Raw genomic sequence first — 22,068 nt, 5'->3', positions numbered from 1 at the left:
TTAAATTATTTTTTACCTTTATTTTTAGCACCAGCGTGCCCTCTGAAAGAACGTGTTGGCGAAAATTCTCCTAGTTTATGACCTACCATATTCTCTGTAATATATACAGGAACAAATTGGCGACCATTATGTACTGCGATCGTTTGACCAACAAAATCCGGAGATATCATTGATGCTCTTGACCAAGTTTTTATCACAGTCTTTTTATTAGCCTCTACATTCGCAGCTACCTTTTTCTCTAACTTATAGTGAATGTAAGGTCCTTTTTTTAATGAACGTGCCATATCTTATTATTTCTTTCTACGTTCTACAATATATTTATTACTCGCTTTCGTCTTAGAACGGGTTCTAAATCCTTTAGCAGGAAGACCTTTTCTAGAACGAGGGTGACCTCCAGACGAACGACCTTCTCCACCACCCATTGGATGATCAACAGGGTTCATAGCTACTGGTCTTGTACGAGGACGACGACCTAACCATCTTCCTCTACCTGCTTTACCACCTACAACTAGCTGATGATCACTGTTAGAGATAGCTCCTATAGCAGCCATACAATTAACTAACACTAATCTCACTTCTCCAGAAGGTAATTTTACAGTTGCAAACTTACCATCTCTAGCCATAAGCTGAGCAAACGAACCAGCACTACGCGCCATAACAGCACCTTGACCAGGACGTAACTCTATACAAGATATGATTGTACCTAATGGAATATCACTAAGCGGCATTGCATTTCCTATTTCAGGAGCAACATTGCTTCCAGAAACAACATTCTGACCAACTTGTAGACCGTTTTGAGCTATAATATAACGCTTCTCACCATCTTGGTAATTTAGAAGCGCGATAAAAGCAGTTCTGTTTGGATCGTACTCTATTGTTGCTACGGTAGCAGGAATTCCCTGCTTATCACGTTTAAAATCAACAATACGATACCTTTTTTTATGACCACCACCTTTGTAGCGCATGGTCATTTTTCCTTGATTGTTTCTACCTCCAGATCTTTTTTTCGGAGCCAATAGGCTTTTTTCCGGCTTATCAGTAGTAATGGCATCGTACCCATTAACTACTCTAAAACGCTGACCTGGGGTAATTGGTTTCAATTTTCTTACTGACATTTCTTAGTCTTAAAGATTACTATATAAATCAATTACATCACCTTCCGCCACCTGTACAATAGCTTTTTTAATAGCTTTTGTTTTACCAGTAACCATACCCGTTTTTGTATAACGAGTTTTACGGTCCGGACGGACATTAATAGTTCGAACTTTAGTAACAGATACTCCATAAGCAGCTTCAACTGCTTTTTTGATCTCTACCTTATTCGCTTTTTTATCAACTACAAAACCATAGCGGTTATACACCTCACTATCAGCAGTAGCCTTTTCCGTAATAATAGGTTTTATTAAGATACTCATGGCTTCTATTTACTTAAATTCGTTTCAATTCCTTTCAAAGAACCTTCTAAAAGCACAACATTCTTCGCATTAAGTATCTTATAAGTACTTAATTCCGAGGAAGTTACAACTTCAGAACTTTTTAAATTGCGTGACGACAAATATACATTTTTATTTGACTCTCCCAACACAAATAAAGATTTTTTACCCTCAAGCCCCAAAGACTTTAAAACAGCAGTAAAATTCTTTGTTTTTATTGTATCAAAAGTAAAGTCTTCAACAACTGTAATAGCTTTGTCATTTGCTTTAATACTTAGTGCAGATTTACGCGCTAATCTTTTTAAATTCTTATTCAATTTAAAAGAATAGTTACGTGGTCTAGGACCAAAAATTCTACCCCCACCTTTGAAGATAGGAGATTTAATACTACCTGCTCTCGCTGTACCAGTTCCTTTTTGCTTCTTTATCTTTCTTGTACTACCTACAATCTCAGCTCGCTCCTTAGCCTTGTGAGTTCCTTGACGTTGATTAGCCAAATACTGCTTCACATCTAAGTATACAGCATGATCGTTTGGTTCTATACCGAAAACAGCATCAGAAAGGTCTACCTTTCTACCTGTTTCTTTTCCGTTAATATCAATTACTGCTACCTTCATTACTTCTGAATAGTTACATAAGCATTTTTATGTCCAGGTACACACCCTTTCACAACAAGCAGATTCTTTTCAGTAACTACTTTTAACACTTTTAAGTTTTGAACTTTTACTTTATCTCCACCCATTCTTCCTGCCATTCGCATTCCTTTGAATACTCTAGCTGGATAAGATGCCGCTCCAATCGAACCTGGAGCTCTTAAACGATTATGTTGACCATGAGTCGCCTGTCCGACACCGCCGAAACCATGTCTCTTAACAACTCCTTGAAAACCTTTACCTTTTGATGTACCAGACACATCTACAAACTCTCCTTCTACGAAGTGCTCTACTGTTATCGTATCACCTAATTTGTACTCCTCATCAAAACCTTGGAATTCGACAACTTCACGTTTAGCAACAGTTCCTGCTTTTTTAAAGTGACCTAAAGCCGCTTTTGTAGCATTTTTGTCTGCTTTGTCATCGAAACCTAGCTGAACAGCTTTGTAACCATCAACTTCTTCAGTTCTGACTTGGGTAACCACGCATGGTCCAGCTTCGATAACTGTACATGGAATATTCTTTCCATTTTCGTCGAAGATGCTGGTCATACCGATCTTTTTTCCTATTAACCCAGACATATTTATTAATTATTAATTAGTATTTCACTTATTATTTTGCAAAAAAACAGGGTCAAAATACTTCAACCCTGAATGTATTCTTTTGCCGTTTTTCCCTCGCACGCAGCTCGGGACATTTATCGTAAGATTTTCTTACTTAGAAGCTTTATCAAACTTTGATTTCAACTTCAACTCCACTCGGTAACTCTAGCTTCATTAACGCATCAATTGTTTTTGAAGACGAGCTATAAATATCCAAAAGTCTTTTATAAGAACTTAATTGAAACTGCTCTCTAGATTTCTTATTAACGTGCGGAGAACGTAATACTGTAAAAATCTTTTTATGTGTTGGTAATGGAATCGGGCCTGTAACCACAGCTCCAGTACTTTTAACGGTCTTAACAATCTTCTCTGCAGACTTATCTACCAAATTATGATCGTAAGATTTTAGTTTTATTCTAATTTTTTGACTCATTTCTGTAAAATTAAGCGTTAACTCCTTTTGCTGCTGCAATCACTTCTTCTGAAATATTAGAAGGAGTCTCAGCATAGTGAGAAAATTCCATAGTAGATGTTGCTCTACCAGATGACAATGTTCTTAATGTAGTAACATAACCGAACATTTCTGAAAGTGGCACAGTAGCTTTTACAGTTTTTGCACCTGCTCTATCACCCATATCACTAACTTGTCCTCTACGTCTGTTAAGATCACCTACGATATCACCCATATTTTCTTCTGGAGTAATAACTTCTAATTTCATAATAGGCTCCATTATCACAGCTTTTGCAGCTTTTGCCGAGTTTTTAAACCCTAACTTAGCCGCCAATTCGAATGACAATTGATCAGAATCCACATCGTGATAAGAACCATCTTTCAATGTTACTTTCATAGCATCAACTTCATACCCAGCTAAAGGACCATTAGCCATCGCCATTTTGAATCCTTTCTCAATTGAAGGTATAAATTCTTTAGGAACGTTACCACCTTTAATTGCAGATTCAAACTGAAGACCTACTTCACCTTCAGCAGCTGGTTCAATTGTAAATACAATATCTGCGAATTTACCACGACCACCAGATTGCTTTTTATAAACCTCTCTGTGATCAGCAGCCTGAGTAATAGCTTCTTTGTACTCAACCTGTGGTTGACCTTGATTAACTTCTACTTTAAATTCACGCTTTAAACGATCAACAATAATATCTAAGTGAAGCTCACCCATTCCAGAAATAATTGTCTGTCCTGAAGCTTCGTCTGTTCTTACTGTAAACGTTGGATCTTCTTCAGCAAGTTTTGCTAAAGACATACCTAACTTATCTACATCAGCTTTTGTCTTAGGCTCCACTGCAATACCAATTACTGGATCTGGAAAATCCATAGATTCCAAAACAATAGGATTCTTTTCATCAGTCATAGTATCACCAGTCTTGATATCTTTAAACCCTACAGCAGCACCAATATCACCTGCCTCAATAAAATCAATAGCATTCTGCTTATTAGAGTGCATTTGATAAATACGAGAAATACGCTCTTTTTTACCAGAACGGTTGTTCAATATATAAGAACCTGCATCTAAACGACCCGAATATGCACGGAAAAATGCTAAACGACCTACAAAAGGATCTGTAGCAATCTTAAAAGCTAAAGCTGAGAAAGGTTCTTTCACATCAGGCTTACGTGTTTCTTCTTGATCAGTATTAGGGTTAACCCCCACGATACCTTCTTTATCTGTTGGAGAAGGCAAGTAACGACATACCGCATCTAATAAAAATTGAACTCCTTTATTCTTAAATGCAGATCCGCAAATCATAGGAATGATAGACATATCCATAACAGCAGCTCTAAGTGCAGCGTGTACTTCTTCTTCTGTAATAGAATCCTCATCTTCCATAAATTTTTCAAGAAGATTCTCATCATAAGCCGCAACCTCTTCTATAAGCTTACCTCTTAATTCAGCCGCTTCTTCTTTTAATTCTTCAGGAATATCGATTACATCAAAAGTAGATCCTTGTGTTTCATCATGCCAAACGATAGCACGATTTTTTACTAAATCTACAATACCTTTAAAATCCGCCTCGTCACCAATATTCATTACAATTGGCACAGCATTAGACCCTAACATATCTTTAACTTGCTGACATACAGCCATAAAGTTAGATCCTTGACGATCCATTTTATTCACAAATCCAATACGAGGCACTTTATAATTATCAGCTAGTCTCCAGTTAGTTTCTGATTGAGGCTCTACACCATCTACAGCACTAAACAAGAATACTAACCCATCAAGAACACGTAATGAACGATTTACTTCTACCGTAAAATCAACGTGCCCTGGAGTATCAATAATATTAAAATGATATCCTTTGGTATCCGAAACTGCCTGACCATTTTCTGTAGGAAACTTCCACTCACAAGTGGTTGCAGCAGAAGTAATAGTAATACCTCTTTCTTGCTCCTGTTCCATCCAGTCCATTGTTGCAGCCCCATCGTGCACCTCACCTATCTTATGACTCACCCCAGTATAATACAAAATACGTTCGGTAGTCGTAGTTTTTCCTGCGTCAATATGCGCAGCAATTCCTATATTTCTTGTATATTTTAAATCTCTAGCCATTTCTGTTCGTGATTAAAATCTAAAGTGTGAGAATGCTTTATTTGCTTCAGCCATCTTATGGGTATCTACTCTCTTCTTTACCGCAGCTCCTTCTTCCTTTTCTGCTGCAATTATCTCCGCAGCAAGTTTCTGAGCCATAGACTTTTCATTTCTCTTACGAGAAAATTGAATCAACCACTTCATAGCAGTAGATATCTTTCTATCAGGTCTAATTGGGTTAGGAATTTGGAAGGTAGCACCTCCAACACGACGACTTCTTACCTCTACATGTGGCATTACGTTAGACAACGCATCTTTCCACATCTCTAAAGCTGTTTTTTCTTCGTTCTGTTTTTTCTCTTCTACGATATCAATAGCATCATAGAAAATTTTGAAAGCAACCGATTTTTTTCCGTCCCACATCATCATGTTTACAAAACGAGTCACTAACTGATCGTTAAAACGTGGATCCGGCAAAATAGGTCTTTTTTTAGCCTTTCTTTTTCTCATGTCTTCTTCTTAAAGTTTTTTAATTACTTCTTAGGGCGTTTTGCACCATACTTAGATCTACGTTGCGTTCTTCCTTCTACACCAGCGGTGTCTAAAGCTCCACGTACAATGTGATATCTAACTCCTGGTAAATCTTTTACCCTTCCACCTCTAACTAATACTATCGAGTGCTCCTGTAGATTGTGACCTTCACCACCGATGTATGCGTTTACTTCTTTACCATTAGTTAACCTAACACGAGCTACTTTACGCATAGCTGAATTTGGTTTCTTTGGTGTAGTAGTATAAACACGCGTACAAACACCGCGGCGTTGCGGGCACGAATCCAAAGCAGCCGATTTACTCTTCTTAGTTATTTTGGCTCTACCTTTTCTTACTAATTGTGAAATTGTTGGCATAATTTGCTTTACACTATTATTAAAATATTTTTAATTACCTCTTTTATGAGGGCTGCAAAGGTAGAAATATTTTTTATCAATTCAAATCCTAACGCATTAATTTTCAAACAGATTTAAAATCATATTGTCTAACCGTAAGAAATCCCTGTATTTTCCGTTATTTTAGCAGTATTAAAAAGAAATTTGAAAACTCATTCATTACACATCCTTGTCCTTATTATATGTATACATTCATTTTGTAGCGCACAAAATCCAATTATAAACCTAAGCATTAAAGGAAAAGACACTCTAGAAACACAAAAAATAGATAGCACCCAATACACTAAGACTTTCAAAAACTTTCTAGATTTAAAAGAAGAGATAATAAAAACTCAAAAGAAATTACTAGAATCAGGATATTTAGACTCTCAACTATTAGAACTAAAAAAAACATCTGACTCCACATTTAGAGGTGTTTTCGAGCTAAACAAAAAATACAAAAAAATAAGAATCCAATACAACAAGGAGTCTATACCGCGTAATATCCTAGAACAAATATCCACAGAAATTACAGAAAAACACTTCTCAATACCCTTAAAAAACACAGAGAAAACAATTCAATTCCTAACAAACTTCCTCGTAAACCAAGGAAATACATTTAGTAACTTATCATTAATAGGAATCACAAAACACGGCAACGAAATATCCGCAAAACTTATTAGTTCAAAGAGTAACATAAGAAAAATCGACGACATTATAATCAAAGGATACAGCAAGTTCCCTTTTTCTTACTTAAAATATAATAGCAGAATACGCAAAGGGGCAATTTTTAAAAAGAATGATATTTTAAAAAAATCTCTAACAATCGACAACCTAGGTTTTGCCAAAAACATCAAGGCACCAGAAGTTCTATTCGAAAAAGACTCAACAAAAGTATACTTATATTTAGAAAAAAAATCAGCAAACAATTTTGATGGTTTTCTTGGATTCTCAACAGACACAGAATCCGGAAACTTGGAACTAAACGGATATCTAAATCTAAATCTTGTCAATAATTTAAATTTTGGAGAAAGACTAAATCTAATCTACAAAAGCGACGGAAATGAACAACAAAGGTTTCAAGCTAATATCACGCTACCTTACATCCTTAAAACACCAATTGGTATTGAAGCAGGCCTAGAAATATTCAAAAAAGATTCCAGCTTTTTGATAACCGAGCAAAATATCAATCTTAATTACCTAATCAGTGATAAAAATAAAATATGGCTAGGGTATTCCTCAGTTTCCTCAAACAACCTTCTTGACAACCCCCTGCCTTCACTCAATATCAACGATTACGACTCATCATTCTTCGGAATAGGCTTCAACCACACCAGAAGACAAAACAAAAACTTATTCCCAATAAAAAATTTTTATAATATAGAAATTGAATTTGGATCAAGAAGAACTGATAACACTAATTTAAATCAAACAAAAGGTTCCCTTAGTCTTGGTTCTATTTTCGAATTAAACCAAAGAAACTCTGTACTAATAAAAAACACTGCTTCCGTTATTTTTTCTGACAACCTATTTACAAATGAACTTTTTAGATTTGGAGGTATTAATTCAATTAGAGGATTTGAAGAAAACAGCATCAACGCCTCCCTTTTTAATGTTTTAAACACCGAATATCAATACATCCTATCTTCGAACTTGTACATCCATTCGATTATAGATTATTCCTATTTTGAAGACGAAACCAACAAAATATCAGACAACCTCACAAGTTTTGGAATAGGCCTTGGCTTAAACACACAAACTGGTCTATTTAAAATAATTTTCGCAAACGGAAAAAGCAGTGATTCCAACTTCAAATTCTCCAACACAAAGGTTCATTTAAGCCTAAATGCATCATTTTAACACTCATCTTCCTTAAAAAAATCACAAAAATCAATAACCAAAAAAAGCCTACACCCCCTCAAGATCGGAGATCTTTCGCGTTAAACCAAAACCTTATTCATCTTAGAGTACCAAAGGACTTAGAAACAAAAAAAGCTGTATTACCACCGCCCAAAACCAAAACACCAAGCAATAGATAATACTCTCAAAACAAAAGCCTTACAGCCTCTAAGAAAAAAACAAGCACTCCATTTTTGAAATCAAAATTCTCACCCTAAAATATCACGTAAAACTCTTCACAAAAATGCAAAAACCACTCACTACAACGTTATAGTAGGATTTCACATTATATTAACCAGACGTGAACAATAATTTAATTTTTAACTAAATAAAAGTTGTTTAATTAAGATATTATTATGATTTTTGGCATTGGCTAATTCAAATAAATTATAAAATGAGAACAAAGTTTAGAGGAATTCTAACGCTATTGCTGGCGTTTGTAGTGCAACTAACGTTTGCACAAGAAAAAACGATCTCAGGTAATGTAACCGACAATAGTGGGTTACCTCTGCCAGGGGTAAATATCGTTGTAAAGGGTACTAGTAAGGGTACGCAATCTGATTTTGATGGTAACTATACCATTCAAGTAAACAGAGGAGCTGTACTTTCATTTAGTTATCTTGGATTTACAACAAAAGAAGTTGTTGTTGGAGACAGCGATGCTATCAGTGTTCAGCTGACTGAGGATGCTGCGACTTTAGAAGAAGTTGTAGTAACGGCTCAGGGTATCAAAAGAGAAAGAAAATCATTAGGGTATGCTATATCTACTGTAGCTTCAGATGATATTCAAGAACAATCGAGTGCTGACCTTGGTAGAATTCTATCTGGTGAAGCAGCTGGTTTAAACATTACTTCAACTAATGGTACAGCTGGTTCTGGTACAAATATTATTATTCGTGGTCTATCTACGATTTCCGGAAGTAATCAGCCATTATTCATTGTTGATGGTGTGCCATTTGCTAATAACACCAACCAACAGAATGCATTCTTTAATAACGTAACTGAATCAAGTAGATTTTTGGATATAGATCCGAACAACATTGAAAGTGTAAACGTTCTTAAAGGTCTTAGTGCTTCTGTACTTTATGGACAAGAAGGTAGAAATGGAGTAATCCTTATTACTACAAAAACTGGATCCGCTAAAGCATCTAACAAGAAATTTGAAGTTACTTTTTCGCAATCATTATTTGCTGAAGAGGCTGTGTTACCAGATTACCAGGATGAATACGGTGGTGGATTCCATCAAAACTTTGGTTTCTTCTTTAGTAACTGGGGACCAAGTTTTAATAGAGATATAAGTTCTAACTCTTTATACAGAAGCGGTGCACCTGGAAATAGCTTTGTTGCAAATCCATTATCACAGCTTGCTGATCAAACTTTAGTAACTGGGTTTGAAGATATCGCTGCATCTGAATATGCATACAGACCTTACGATAGTGTTGATCAATTTTTCAAGACTGGTTTTATCTCAAATACTTCTATTGGATTAAGTGGAGGTAACGAAAATGCTTCTTTTAGTGCAAACTACAGTTATTTTGACCAAGACAGTTTTACTCCTGGAAACCAACTTACGAGAAATAATGTTGGTTTTGGTGGAAAAGCAAAACTAAGTAATAAAATCACCTTTCAAGGTACTGCAAATTACACAAACTCTCGTTTAAAAACACCACCAATTGCAGCTTCTGCTGGTAGTGGTACTATTGGTAATGGTAGTTCTGTTTTTGGAGATATTTTATATACACCTAGAAGTGTTGATTTATTTGGACTACCTTTCCAATCACAAGATGGAAGAAGTGTATATTACAGATCTGGTAATGATATCCAGAATCCATTATGGACAATTGCAAATGCTAAAGTAACACAGGAAACAGACAATATTTTTGGATCTGCTAGTCTTACTTATGGTTTTAACGATAACTACTCTTTAACATACAGAGCAGGTTTAAATACATTTACTGAATTTAACACCAACGGTCAAAATAAAGGTGGTGTTGATGGTGATGTAACAGGGTTTTACAGAACTATTCAGGTTAGAAACACTGTTTTTGATAACAGTTTAATTCTTAATGGTTACGAGCAATTAAATGAAAACTTAGGTTTAACATTTATCGCTGGTCTTAACACAAGAAGAAACACATATCAACAAGAAGGTACATTGAGTACACAACAGTTAGCTTTTGGAGTTCTAGAACACTATAACTTCGTAAATCAATCAACTAATGATATTGATTTAGGTCAACTTGGATTTGAATTTGAAGATAATACTATTGGTGTTTACGCTGATGTGAGCCTTGATTATAAAAGTTACCTATTCTTTAATGGTGTAATCAGAAATGACTGGTTCTCTACACTAGAACAAAATAACAATTCTATTTTCTATCCTGGAGCAAGTATTTCTTTAATTGCAACAGATGCTATTCCTGGATTACAGGGAGATATGTTTAACTATCTAAAAGCGAGAGTTGCATATGGAGAATCTGCTGGTGCACCAGGTGCATTTAGTACTAGAAACACTTTAGGACTTAATTCTAGAGCTTTTGTTGATAGTCAAGGAAATGTAATTTCTAGTAACTCAGTTTCTAATGTATTAGGAAATGCTGACCTAAAACCAGAAAGATTTCAAGAATTCGAAGTTGGTATTGAAACACGTTTTATCAATAACAGAGTAGGATTAAACGTTAGTTTATTTAAAAGAACTACTGAAGACTTGATCACTAACCAGGCTTTAGATCCAGCTTCTGGATTTACATCTAAGACAGTGAACCTTGGTCAGTCGGAAAATGAAGGAATCGAGGTTGATTTTGATATTACTCCTTGGAAAAGTGAAAACTTTAAATGGTTAATCAATGGTAATTTCTATGCTGACGAAAACGTAGTAACTGAAATACCTACTGATCAAATTGCACTTACTGCATCAATTGGAGGTAGACCAGCTAACTATGCTATTGCAGGAGAAGCGTTTGGTATCCTTCAAGGTACAGCTTTGCAAAGAGACGCTGACGGTAATCCTATCGTAGGAAGTGATGGTTTATACTTAGCTACTACTGATATTGAAATCATTGGAGATCCTAATCCAGATTGGACTGGTACAATAAAGAATACTTTCTCTTACAAAGGGTTCAAATTTTCTTTTGACTTTCAATATAGACATGGTGGAGATATCTTTTCTCAAACAGCTTCTACTCTAGTAGGTAGAGGAGTTGTAGATTCTGACAACCCTATTGATCGTAGAGGAGCTTACATATTACCAGGTGTATTACAAGACGGAACTCCAAACAATATTCCAATTACGGCGACTAATGTTTTCTTCAGTAACTTTGGATTTGGACCAAACGAATCTCAAATATATGATGGAACTACGTTAAGATTAAATGAAGTTAGTTTAAGTTATGATTTCAAGAAGGAATTCTTAAGTAATACTCCTTTCGGATCTTTATCTGTAACCTTACTTGGATCTAACTTATGGTATAAAGCGTTTAACTTTCCAGATGACGTGAATTTTGACACTAACACTCTAAGTACAGGAGTAGGAAATGGACAAGGTATTGACTTTATAACTGGTCCTAGTTCTAGAAGATATGGTCTTAGTTTTAGAGCTACGTTCTAATTTTATTTAATACAAAAATGATAAATATGAAAAATAATATATACAAAATTTTATTCCTTCTGGCTGTAGCTTTGGGATTTAATTCTTGTGAAACAACCGAACTAGAGATTCTGGAAAGTCCAAACGTACTTAGACCAGATCAGGCAGATATTGACTTTTTTCTTAATGCTATTCAAATAAGTGGATCCACTTTCTTTGAAGGGATTACAGAAGAAGGAATGGAAGTAACACGAATACTTCACCAATTTGGCCCTACATATGATAATGGTTATGGACCAGGACAGTTAGACGGACCATACACTACTGCATACGCAGGTATTTTGGCTGATATGAGAGCTATGCAACCGTTAGCTGAAGAAAGTGGTCTTTATACGCACATAGGTATGGGACAAATAATTGAAGCTTATGCAATCTCAACTTTAGTAGATTACTTAGGTGATATTCCTTACAGTGAAGCAGTTTTAGGATTAGAAAATGAAAATCCAAATTTAGAAAGTGGTCAAGTAATTTATGATCAAATGTTTACTTTACTTGATGAGGCAATTGCAAATCTTAACTTAACGCCAAGTTTTGAGCCTGCAGTTGATCTTTACTATAATGGGGACAAATCTCTATGGATTCGTTTTGCCAATACGTTAAAGCTGAAGTTATACTTACAAACACGTTTAGTAAATGCTGCAGCCTCTACAGCTGGAATTAACAGCATTATTGCTAGCGGTGATTATATAGTTTCTTCTGATCAAGATTTCGAATTTAAATATTCTGCTGTTGATGCTAACCCTGATAGTAGACATCCCGTTTTTGCAAGAAATTTTGATAACGGTGTTGCTGACTATCAATCTAACTCTTATATGGACTTATTATTAAATGATAAATCCATTGCTGATCCAAGAATCAGATATTACTTCTATAGAAATAGAGGAAATGCTTCTACAGATCCAAATGCATTGCCTTGTATCGTAGAAAGTGCTCCTGCACATTATCCTGCTGGAGAAGTTTTCTGTGTTGCTGCTTCTGGTTACAATGGTAGAGATCATCACGATAATGATGGTATTCCACCAGATGAAAATGATAGATGTGACTGGGGAGTGTATCCTATTGGAGCTAGATTTGACGATAGTAGCTTTGATGGAACAAACGATAGAACTGTTGGTGCACAAGGAGCTGGTATATCTCCAATTATGCTAAGTTCTTATGTTGATTTCATGTTAGCTGAGTCTGCTTTAGAATTAGGGACTACAGGTGATGCTAGAACATATCTTGCTGATGGTATGGCTAAGTCATTTGATAAAGTAATGAACTTTAGAGCTGATCTTACTGATGCTTCGGTTGCTCCAACACCAGCTGATGTTACAGATTACATTGACGAAGTACTAGCGAATTATGACGCTGCTGCTGATGATGATGCAAGATTAGAAATCATTGTTACAGAATACTTTATCGCTTTATTTGGTAATGGTATTGAAGCGTATAACACGTATAGAAGAACTGGAAAACCAGAAAACCTACAGCCATCTTTGTTAGCTAATCCAGGTGTATTCATAAGATCTTTCTTATACCCAAGTTCATTAGTTGACAGAAACAATAATGTAGAGCAAAAAGCTAATCAGGCTATCCCTGTTTTCTGGGACACAAATCCAGAAGGATTTGTTGACTAATAAAAAATTAAAAATTCTTATAAAATGAAAAATTTCTTTAAAATATTTTTAGTAGTTCTTACTACTACGGTATTTTTCTCTTGTGAAGACGATGAGAAGAATAGAATAACTGATACCGTTGATGCCCCTTGGGTATATTTTGAAAGCATTGATTCTCCTGTAATTGATGTCACAAATATTGATGGTTCTGCGTTTGAAGCTCAATTGGTTGCACCTTTTGATAACATAGCATCGTATGAAATCAGAGTAAATAGAAACGGGGGAGATTTTTTCCCTCTAAGAACTATCACTGATTTCCCTTCAGATCTTTCAGTTACAGCTGCTGACCTAGCTACGGCTTTAGGTATTACAGTCCCGGATTTAGGTCCTGGTGATCAATTTGACTTTTTTGTAAAAATCACAGATAACGACGGTGTTGTTTTTGATGGTGAGGATGAGTTACAATTTTTAGGAGACATTAGTAATCCTGGATTAGCTCAAGCATTAACATACACAACATTTATTTCTTGTCCTTTTGTAACTGCAGATGCTGTAGGAACATATACTATCACAAATGATGTATGGGGTTACGAAGCTGGAGGTTCTGACGGTCAATTCGAAATGATTGCTGGTCCAGAAGATAACCAGTTAATTATGGTAAACCCATTTGAGCACGTGAACCCAGCAACCGGTGAGCAAGACTATAATGTTGTTATCAATGTAGACCCTAATACAGGTATAGCTACTATTGACAGACAAGAAGCTTGGCATTGTGATAATTTTGGTTGCCCTTACGGACAAGGTTTTATCGAAACAAGAGCAACAGGATTCTTATTCTCTTGTACAGGAACGCTTAACATCACAGCTAGAGCAAGTGTTGGAATTGGTGGTTGGTCTCCAGCTGCTTTTGTTGCAACAAGAAACTAAACATATATTATACTACTTGTTGTAATAACACAATAAGTAATAAAATAATTAGTGTCAACATCCCGATGAAATTTCATCGGGATGTTTCTTTATATAACTATCTTTGTAAGATATGAAAAATGAATCTTTAATCTTTGGTATAAGAGCCATTATAGAAGCTATTAACTCTGGCAAAACAATAGATAAACTTTTTATTCAAAAAGGGCTACAAGGAGAATTAGCTAAAGATCTAATGGGTCTTTTGAAAAAACAGAGAATCAATTTTTCTCTCGTACCTATTGAAAAATTAAATAGATTAACTCGTAAAAATCACCAAGGAGTTGTAGCATATATTGCTCCTATTGAATTTCATGATTTAGAAAACCTAACACTTAAAGTTATTGAATCTGGAGAAACTCCCCTCTTCCTGATTCTAGACCAACTATCTGATGTTAGAAATTTTGGAGCAATCATAAGGACTGCAGAATGTACGGGAGTACATGGTATTATTATTCAAAAAAAAGGTGGTGCCCCGGTTAGCGCCGATACAGTTAAAACTTCGGCTGGCGCTATTTTTAAAATTCCAATTTGTAAAGTAGATCATATTAAAGATGCTATGTTTTTTCTACAGGCATCAGGCATTCAAATAGTAGCAGCAACAGAAAAAGCTTCTGATAAAATTTACGATATAAACTTATCAATTCCTACCGCTATAGTAATGGGTAGTGAAGGAAAAGGAATATCAAATTCTGTTTTAAAAATAGCAGATTATATGGCAAAATTACCTATGTATGGTGAAATAGGTTCATTGAATGTTTCTGTAGCTTGTGGTGTTTTTTTATATGAATCTATAAGACAAAGATTATAATCATACAACACAAAAAATCATATCATGTATGTGCTATTCATCATTAGATTTATAATCATAAACAACTTCTATATCTCCTTCTAATTCTTCTTCAGGGAGACTTTCTATAAAGTTTCCATTTTCATCGAAATGCTTTAAAAACTCATCATCTTCAGGATTATAATCTGGTAATTCCCAATAATATTTCTTAGGCTTTGCCACTCCCCTTTTAATTAAAAAAGCCAATATAGAGCCTACTAGTAAACCTGACAAATGTCCTTCCCAAGATATCTTTGGATCCACTGGCAAAATATACCATATCATACTACCATAAATAAAAACAACTATAAACGATAATGCTATTAACCTAAAATGTTTAGCTAATATTCCTTTAAAAAAAAGAAAACCGAAAAGCATATAAATTACCCCACTAACACCTATATGGTTTGCCTGCCTACCAAATAACCAAGTCAGACAACCTGTAAAGATTACTCCCAGAAACAGTACTTTCCAAGCATTATTAGAATAAAAAAAGAAAAGTCCCATGGATAATATGAGCAACGGTAATGTATTATGCCATAAATGTGATAAATCTCCATGAATAAATGGAGAAAAAACAATACCCCTTAAGCCTTTCAAATCTCTGGGATAAATACCAAAATTATTAAAATCAAAACCAAATCTTACTTCAAACCAAAATACAAACCATATTATTAAAACAAATAAAATTGGATATCCCACAACACCAGTAGCAAACTTAAAATGATTCTCTTTATTCATAATACATTAGTTGACAAAAAAGTATCCAAAACATCAAAATATGCTAAATTGTCAGAAATTCACAATTCGGATTACCAAACTTACTGTTTACATATTACCTTATAAATTACCAACACGGCTATATCAAAATCCAAGTACATCATACATAATAAATGAAAACTAAACGTCTATTGGGTTTGTTCTTTTTTTGTTAGTATATTGCAGCATAACCATTTATGTTTTTTTTTAATTATAAATAAAATCTCATAAACAGTTTTCCAACAACCTATACTCTTAAAATTAATATAAAAAACTGACAATCTTTTTTAAAGGAAAGGCTACGCTATATTTAAAACACAACAAGATTAAAGAATATGAATTATAAATACCCCGTAAAAGATTTTTTTATAGTTTCTATAATAGTTTTTATTATGATTCCTGTTTCAGGATTAGCCCAACTTTTTGAAAGAATAGAAACTATATCTGGATTGGATAATTTAAGACGTAACAATGGTGTTTCTGTAGCAGATTATGACCAAGACAATGACTTAGATATTTTCGTGGTTGCCCTTGAAAAAGATGACCCTAACAATGAAAACAGCAAAAGCAGACTATTTAGAAATAATAATGATGGAACCTTTGATGATGTCACAATAGAATCTGGCTTAGTAGGTTTTATCCCTATAACTCAAGAAACTCCAGAATTTGATGGTCTTACAGGGGATAAATTTGGAGCATACTGGGGAGATTATGACAACGATGGTTATCCAGATATTTTTTTTACGCAATTAAATAGAATTCAACTATTTCATAATAATGGTGACGGAACTTTCACAGATGTAACTGAAATAGCTGGTTTTGAAATGAATGATTCTTGCGGCAATACAAATGCTGCTTGGTTTGATTTTGATAACGATAGTTTTTTAGATTTATTTATAAGCGACTGGAGGCTATGTTCTGGAAATAAATTATTCAAAAATAATGGAGATGGAACATTTACAGATATAACACAAACGATGATTGCTCCTGAAGATAATTTAAACACTTCTCCAAGTTACACTGCGTTTCCATTTGATTTCAATGAGGATGGATGGATGGATCTATATATTGCAAACGATTTGATCAAACCTAATACTCTTTTAATAAATCAAGGAGGAACTTCATTTATTGGTGCTGCACAATCATATGGTTTAGCAAGTTCTTTAGATGACATGGGTATTTGTATTGGAGATATAAATAATAATGGAGATTTCGACTTCTTAATCACTGCCATATCGAAAAACGTTTTATTAACTAACAATGGGGATAATACATTTAATAACACATCGGATTCCTATGGAATTACAGGAACTGGATGGTCTTGGGGTAATAAATTTGCTGATTTTGACTTAGATGGTGATGAAGATTTATTTATTGTTAACGGTTATAATTACCCTGGATATCAAAGAGAATTTAATGTATACTTTGAGAATACTTTAAGTGAAGGAAGAGAAGAGTTCAGAGATCTCACAAGGCAAGTAGGTTTGCGCGATATAGGTTATTCCACAGAAGGATTAGATTTTGATTATGATAATGACGGTGATCTAGATATTTTAGTTACCAATACGGACGCAGCCCCTTTCTTTTATGAAAATAAAATTTTAAATTTTGATGAAGAAAATCCGCTTAATTGGTTTAAAGTTTCGTTAGAAGGCACAACATCTAATAGAGATGCATTTGGAACAATTGTAACCATTAAAACAAACAATGATACATTTCTTAGATATTATAATGGAATTGGGTTTTTAGGACAAAATATTAAACCAATTCATTTTGGATTAAATGAATCTACAGAAATTCTAGAATTAATTATAAAATGGCCTTCTGGCCTAGAAGAGAGATATGAGAATTTATCCATTAATACAACGATAAAAGCAACCGAGGGTAATGGTTATCAAACTCTAAGCATAAGTCCTAGTATTAAAATAAAAGGTTGTACAGACCCTAGTTCTTGTAATTACAACCCTCTAGCAACAACATCTGACGGTTCTTGTGAATATCTTACATCAAGCGATATATCTGGAGAAACAAACCCTAGTTTTTTAAGTACGCAAACATATACTCTTATGGGGTCTTCAGAATCTACTTTTAATTGGGAAATTGAAGGCGGCGAACTACTGAATGGACAAGGAACGAATTCTATATCTGTTCGTTGGGGATTAGAAACAACAGCAACAGTTAATGCTGTAGAAATATCTAATGAATGCTCCAGTAGAGAAATCACTTTAGAAATTAACTTAAACGGAAGTGACATTCCTGATGATATTTCGGTTGCGAGATTATGGAATGAAACCTTATTATCGGCTATTAGAGGAGATTTTGCTAGACCTACGGTTCATGCGAGAAATTTATTTCACACTAGTGTTGCAATGTATGACGCCTGGGCTATCTATGATGAAAATGCAAAGCCTTACTTAATTGGCAATACTGTTCATAATTTCGTAAGTTCCTTAGATCAATTTTTTCCAAATGAAGACATTAAAGATTCCAGAAACAAAGCAATAAGTTATGCTGCGTATCGTGTATTAACATCTAGGTTTAGAAATTCTCCTAGTGCTATAAGTACAAAAGAAAAATTTGATCTTTTAATGAATCAATTAGGTTATGATATTAATATTACATCCACCAATTATCAAGATGGAGATGCTGCTGCACTTGGAAATTATATTGGAGAAATCGTTTTAAGCTATGGCAATACAGATAATTCAAATGAAATTAATGAGTATGGAAATCAATTTTATTTGCCCATAAATACACCTCTAGCCCCAATAATATCAGGAAATCCTGTTTTAGAAGATCCAAATCGTTGGCAACCGCTTAGCCTAGATACATTTATTGATCAAAGTGGTAATTTAATCGAAGGAACCACACCAACCTTTTTAAGTCCAGAATGGGGTAATGTATTACCTTTTGCCTTAAACGATCAAAATAGAACTCAATATGAGCGATCAGGAAATCAATACACCGTTTATCACGATCCATCAGCTCCACCCTACTTGAATACCGAATCTAGTGAAAACTATAAATGGGGATTCTCTATGGTATCCGTTTGGGGTGCTCACTTAGATCAAAAAGATGGTGTGATGTTGGATATTTCTCCAAACTCTTTAGGAAATCAATCAATAAATTCATTTCCAACTTCATTTAACGATTTTGATACTTTCTATAATTATATTGAAGGAGGAGATCAGAGTAAAGGTTATAACTTAAACCCGTATACCAATGCCCCATATGAATCACAAATAGTTCCCAGAGGAGATTATGCTAGAGTATTAGCTGAATTTTGGGCAGATGGCCCTGACTCAGAAACTCCTCCAGGACATTGGTTTACTATTTTAAATTATATAAATGACAACCCTTTATTGATAAAAAAAATAGGAGGAGAAGGAAATGTATTAAATTCGCTGGAGTGGGATGTAAAAGCTTATTTTATATTAGGAGGAACCATGCATGATGCTGCAATTTCTGCTTGGAGCATTAAAGGATGGTATGATTATATAAGACCTATATCAGCAGTTCGTTACATGGCTAGTAAAGGACAAAGCTCGGACAGTTCATTACCAAATTATAATTTAGAGGAAGGTATTCCATTAGTGCCCGGCTACATTGAACTAGTAACTCCCGAAGATCCTCTTTCAGGAATAAATGATCAGCACGTGGATAAAATAAAATTATATACCTGGAAAGGACCTGATTATATAAGTAATCCGGAAGAAGATCAAGCAGGTGTTGGTTGGATACTAGCAGAAAATTTTTGGCCTTATCAACGTCCTTCTTTTGTTACACCACCATTCGCAGGGTATGTTTCAGGTCATTCAACGTATTCTAGAGCAGCTGCAGAAACGCTAACCTTACTTACAGGAAATGAATTTTTTCCTGGGGGATATGGCGAATTCATTGCAAAGAAAGATGAGTTCTTGGTTTTTGAGCAAGGACCTTCTGTAGATATTAAGTTACAATGGGCAACTTACAGAGATGCTTCTGATCAGTGCTCACTATCTAGAATTTGGGGTGGTATTCATCCTCCTGCAGATGATTTACCTGGTAGATTTATTGGAGAAAAAATAGGAAAGGAAACGTATGACTTTGCTGTCCCATATTTCAGTGGTAAAGATTTAAATCCGACCCCTACATTGACAGATAATATTATCTTTCCGAATCCCAGTGTAAATGGAAATATCTTTGTTTCAAATACCGCAATTGAAGATAGTTTTGAACTATTTGATATTACTGGCAAAAAGGTTTATTTAACGGATAAGCAATATGCTCCTTTTTCTAAAACGACCAGGTTAATAATTCCGCAGACAATAACTTCTGGAATTTATTTACTAAGAATTAATAACACAACCAAAAAGATCATTATCAATAAATAAAAATCATTCTTTATTCTAAATTCAAATTATTGCGGAAAAAGCATTTTTTCCTATTGACTTACCATTTATATTTCGATAATTCTATAAATATTAATTAAACCTAAATTTATGTGTAATTTATGACATATATTTACGACAAAAAACACACATTTTACACTTTATAAAAAAACCCTATTGCAACATGAGAAATTTTCTTTTTTGTTTATTGCTAGTTTCTTCATACTCGTACTCACAAAACACTATAGGCACCATTGCGAACACAGAAAAATCATTAAATGGTTATACATTATTTTCTCCTAATTCTTCTATAATCCCAAGTAAAACTTTTTTAATTAATAATTGTGGCGAAATTGTTAATGAGTGGAGTAGTAATTTCAAAGCTTGGGGAGTTGATTATATAACAGAAGACGGAGATTTATATAGTGCTCATGTTGATAATCAATCTACATTGAATATAAGAGGAAATACAGGTAGAATCGAAAAAAAGGACTGGGACAACAATTTGTTATGGGGTTTAACCTACTCGGATACTGATTTTAGTTTTCACCACGACTACTTACCCTTACCTAATGGTAACATTTTAATGGTAGTTGCTTATAGGAAAACATTAGAAGAAGCGATTGCAAGTGGTAGAAACCCTTCTACATTAGATGAAGGAGAGCTTTATGATGAAAGAATAATTGAAATCCAACCAATTGGAACAGATGGTGCGCAAATTGTTTGGGAGTGGAGGTTATGGGATCATCTTATTCAGGATTTTGATTTTGCTAAAAACAACTTTGGTGTTCTTGCTGACCATCCAGAGTTAATCGATATCAATTTTACTGGAAGCTCTAATTCTGATGCAGATTGGTTACATATTAGCTCCATAGATTACAACAGTGAACTTGACCAAATTCTTTTTAGCTCACCAAGGCTTAGTGAATTTTATGTTATTGATCACTCTACTACTACGGCTGAAGCAGCTACTAGCTTAGGAGGAAATAGTGGTATGGGAGGAGATATTTTATATAGATGGGGTAACCCACAAATATACGATCAAGGAACTGCTGATGATAAAAAATTATTTGGACAACATACTGTACATTGGGTTCCGAACGGTCTTACAGATGCTGGAAAATTTATGCTTTTTAACAATGGTTCAGGTAGAGATTTTTCATCTGTAGACATTCTTAATCCACCCGTTGACCAAAACGGAAATTACTCATATACCAGTAATACATCATTTATGCCTTCTGAGCCAGAATGGTCCTATACCAACGAGAGTAATCCAGAAGAATTCTTTTCGCCTTTAATATCTTCGGCTTATCGGTTAGATAATGGCAATATTTTAGTAACAGAAGGTACTAAATCCAAAATGTTTGAAATAAATCCTCAAAAAGAAATCGTATGGGAATATATATCTCCATATAGAAACGACATTATTTTATCACAAGGTGACACCAATACCGGTGCTGCAGCTTCTTGGATTTTTAGAGGAAAAAGATATACTTTTGACTATGTTGGGTTTACAGGAAAAGATCTAACCCCTTCTGGCTATCTTGAGCAAAATCCAATTCCTGAAAATTGCTCTCTTTTTACCACCTTATCGACAGATGAATTTGATCTTAGTATTAATTTTGATGTTTACCCGAATCCAATAAATGACGTTATAAACATAATCAACAAAAAAAATGATATATATAATGTTGAGTTGTTTACTTTAACTGGACAAAAAATAGATATTCAGCTTAACAGTAATATTCTCAATACTTCTTCATTGAACTCTGGCTTATACATGTTAAAAATCAATGTTGGAGACAGTAGCTTTATCAAAAAGATTGTTAAAAAATGATCAA

Annotated in this window: 17 protein-coding genes; 7 read left to right on the top strand and 10 right to left on the bottom strand. The window is 34.5% G+C overall.

The window, feature by feature from the left end:
- Nucleotides 1–5: 5 nt before the first annotated feature.
- The 9 genes from rpsS to rpsL form a co-directional block, all read right to left on the bottom strand.
- Entirely contained in the window at nt 6–284 is a 279-nt protein-coding gene (rpsS, locus tag J8L88_RS11525; protein WP_027392549.1) for a 30S ribosomal protein S19, read from the bottom strand.
- 6 nt (nt 285–290) lie between these two features.
- On the bottom strand, nt 291–1,115 hold the full coding sequence (rplB, locus tag J8L88_RS11520; protein WP_118387130.1) for a 50S ribosomal protein L2: 825 nt from the start codon (nt 1,113–1,115) through the stop codon (nt 291–293).
- Nucleotides 1,116–1,124: 9 nt separating this feature from the next.
- The gene (rplW, locus tag J8L88_RS11515) at nt 1,125–1,415 is read right to left on the bottom strand and encodes a 50S ribosomal protein L23 (RefSeq protein WP_027392551.1); all 291 of its coding nucleotides are present in this window, start codon (nt 1,413–1,415) and stop codon (nt 1,125–1,127) included.
- Between the two features lie 5 nt (nt 1,416–1,420).
- Nucleotides 1,421–2,050, bottom strand: coding sequence for a 50S ribosomal protein L4 (gene rplD / locus J8L88_RS11510; protein WP_118387132.1), 630 nt, complete (start codon nt 2,048–2,050; stop codon nt 1,421–1,423).
- Nucleotides 2,050–2,667 carry a 50S ribosomal protein L3 gene (gene rplC / locus J8L88_RS11505; RefSeq protein WP_027392553.1) on the bottom strand — a complete coding sequence of 206 codons (618 nt, stop codon included), beginning with the start codon at nt 2,665–2,667 and terminating at the stop codon, nt 2,050–2,052. The genes rplD and rplC overlap by 1 nt, the downstream gene beginning before the upstream one ends.
- 148 nt (nt 2,668–2,815) lie before the next feature.
- Complete coding sequence (gene rpsJ, locus J8L88_RS11500) at nt 2,816–3,121, bottom strand: 30S ribosomal protein S10 (protein ID WP_010181931.1); 306 nt, start codon at nt 3,119–3,121, stop codon at nt 2,816–2,818.
- A 10-nt stretch (nt 3,122–3,131) separates the two neighbouring features.
- Nucleotides 3,132–5,258: an elongation factor G gene (gene fusA, locus J8L88_RS11495; RefSeq protein WP_211060799.1), complete on the bottom strand. Its 2,127-nt coding sequence runs from the start codon at nt 5,256–5,258 to the stop codon at nt 3,132–3,134.
- A gap of 12 nt (nt 5,259–5,270) precedes the next feature.
- On the bottom strand, nt 5,271–5,747 hold the full coding sequence (rpsG, locus tag J8L88_RS11490) for a 30S ribosomal protein S7 (protein ID WP_027392555.1): 477 nt from the start codon (nt 5,745–5,747) through the stop codon (nt 5,271–5,273).
- A 23-nt stretch (nt 5,748–5,770) separates the two neighbouring features.
- The gene (gene rpsL / locus J8L88_RS11485) at nt 5,771–6,145 is read right to left on the bottom strand and encodes a 30S ribosomal protein S12 (RefSeq protein ID WP_024770883.1); all 375 of its coding nucleotides are present in this window, start codon (nt 6,143–6,145) and stop codon (nt 5,771–5,773) included.
- A gap of 183 nt (nt 6,146–6,328) precedes the next feature.
- On the opposite strand from rpsL, the gene J8L88_RS11480 reads away from it, so the two are divergent.
- The 5 genes from J8L88_RS11480 to rlmB all read left to right on the top strand — a co-directional run bounded on the left by J8L88_RS11480 (nt 6,329) and on the right by rlmB (nt 15,080).
- The gene (locus J8L88_RS11480; RefSeq protein ID WP_211060798.1) at nt 6,329–8,023 is read left to right on the top strand and encodes a ShlB/FhaC/HecB family hemolysin secretion/activation protein; all 1,695 of its coding nucleotides are present in this window, start codon (nt 6,329–6,331) and stop codon (nt 8,021–8,023) included.
- 433 nt (nt 8,024–8,456) lie between these two features.
- Nucleotides 8,457–11,669, top strand: a complete 3,213-nt coding sequence (locus J8L88_RS11475; protein WP_211060797.1) for a SusC/RagA family TonB-linked outer membrane protein — start codon at nt 8,457–8,459, stop codon at nt 11,667–11,669.
- 26 nt (nt 11,670–11,695) lie between these two features.
- Nucleotides 11,696–13,327 (top strand): SusD/RagB family nutrient-binding outer membrane lipoprotein, encoded by a 1,632-nt coding sequence (locus tag J8L88_RS11470; RefSeq protein ID WP_211060796.1) that lies wholly within the window; start codon nt 11,696–11,698, stop codon nt 13,325–13,327.
- Between the two features lie 24 nt (nt 13,328–13,351).
- On the top strand, nt 13,352–14,233 hold the full coding sequence (locus J8L88_RS11465; RefSeq protein ID WP_211060795.1) for a hypothetical protein: 882 nt from the start codon (nt 13,352–13,354) through the stop codon (nt 14,231–14,233).
- A gap of 112 nt (nt 14,234–14,345) precedes the next feature.
- Nucleotides 14,346–15,080, top strand: coding sequence for a 23S rRNA (guanosine(2251)-2'-O)-methyltransferase RlmB (rlmB, locus tag J8L88_RS11460; RefSeq protein WP_108802980.1), 735 nt, complete (start codon nt 14,346–14,348; stop codon nt 15,078–15,080).
- A 33-nt stretch (nt 15,081–15,113) separates the two neighbouring features.
- Here rlmB and J8L88_RS11455 read toward each other — a convergent pair whose 3' ends face one another.
- Nucleotides 15,114–15,839, bottom strand: a complete 726-nt coding sequence (locus J8L88_RS11455; protein WP_211060794.1) for a rhomboid family intramembrane serine protease — start codon at nt 15,837–15,839, stop codon at nt 15,114–15,116.
- Nucleotides 15,840–16,192: 353 nt separating this feature from the next.
- Between J8L88_RS11455 and J8L88_RS11450 the strand changes: the two genes are divergently transcribed.
- Nucleotides 16,193–20,230 (top strand): FG-GAP-like repeat-containing protein, encoded by a 4,038-nt coding sequence (locus J8L88_RS11450; RefSeq protein WP_211060793.1) that lies wholly within the window; start codon nt 16,193–16,195, stop codon nt 20,228–20,230.
- A 181-nt stretch (nt 20,231–20,411) separates the two neighbouring features.
- Nucleotides 20,412–22,064, top strand: a complete 1,653-nt coding sequence (locus tag J8L88_RS11445) for an aryl-sulfate sulfotransferase (protein WP_211060792.1) — start codon at nt 20,412–20,414, stop codon at nt 22,062–22,064.
- Nucleotides 22,065–22,068 lie beyond the last annotated feature (4 nt).

This window comes from Aquimarina sp. MMG015 (assembly GCF_018100855.1).
GTDB lineage: Bacteria > Bacteroidota > Bacteroidia > Flavobacteriales > Flavobacteriaceae > Aquimarina > Aquimarina latercula.
This window is presented reverse-complemented; position numbering and strand designations above follow the sequence as displayed.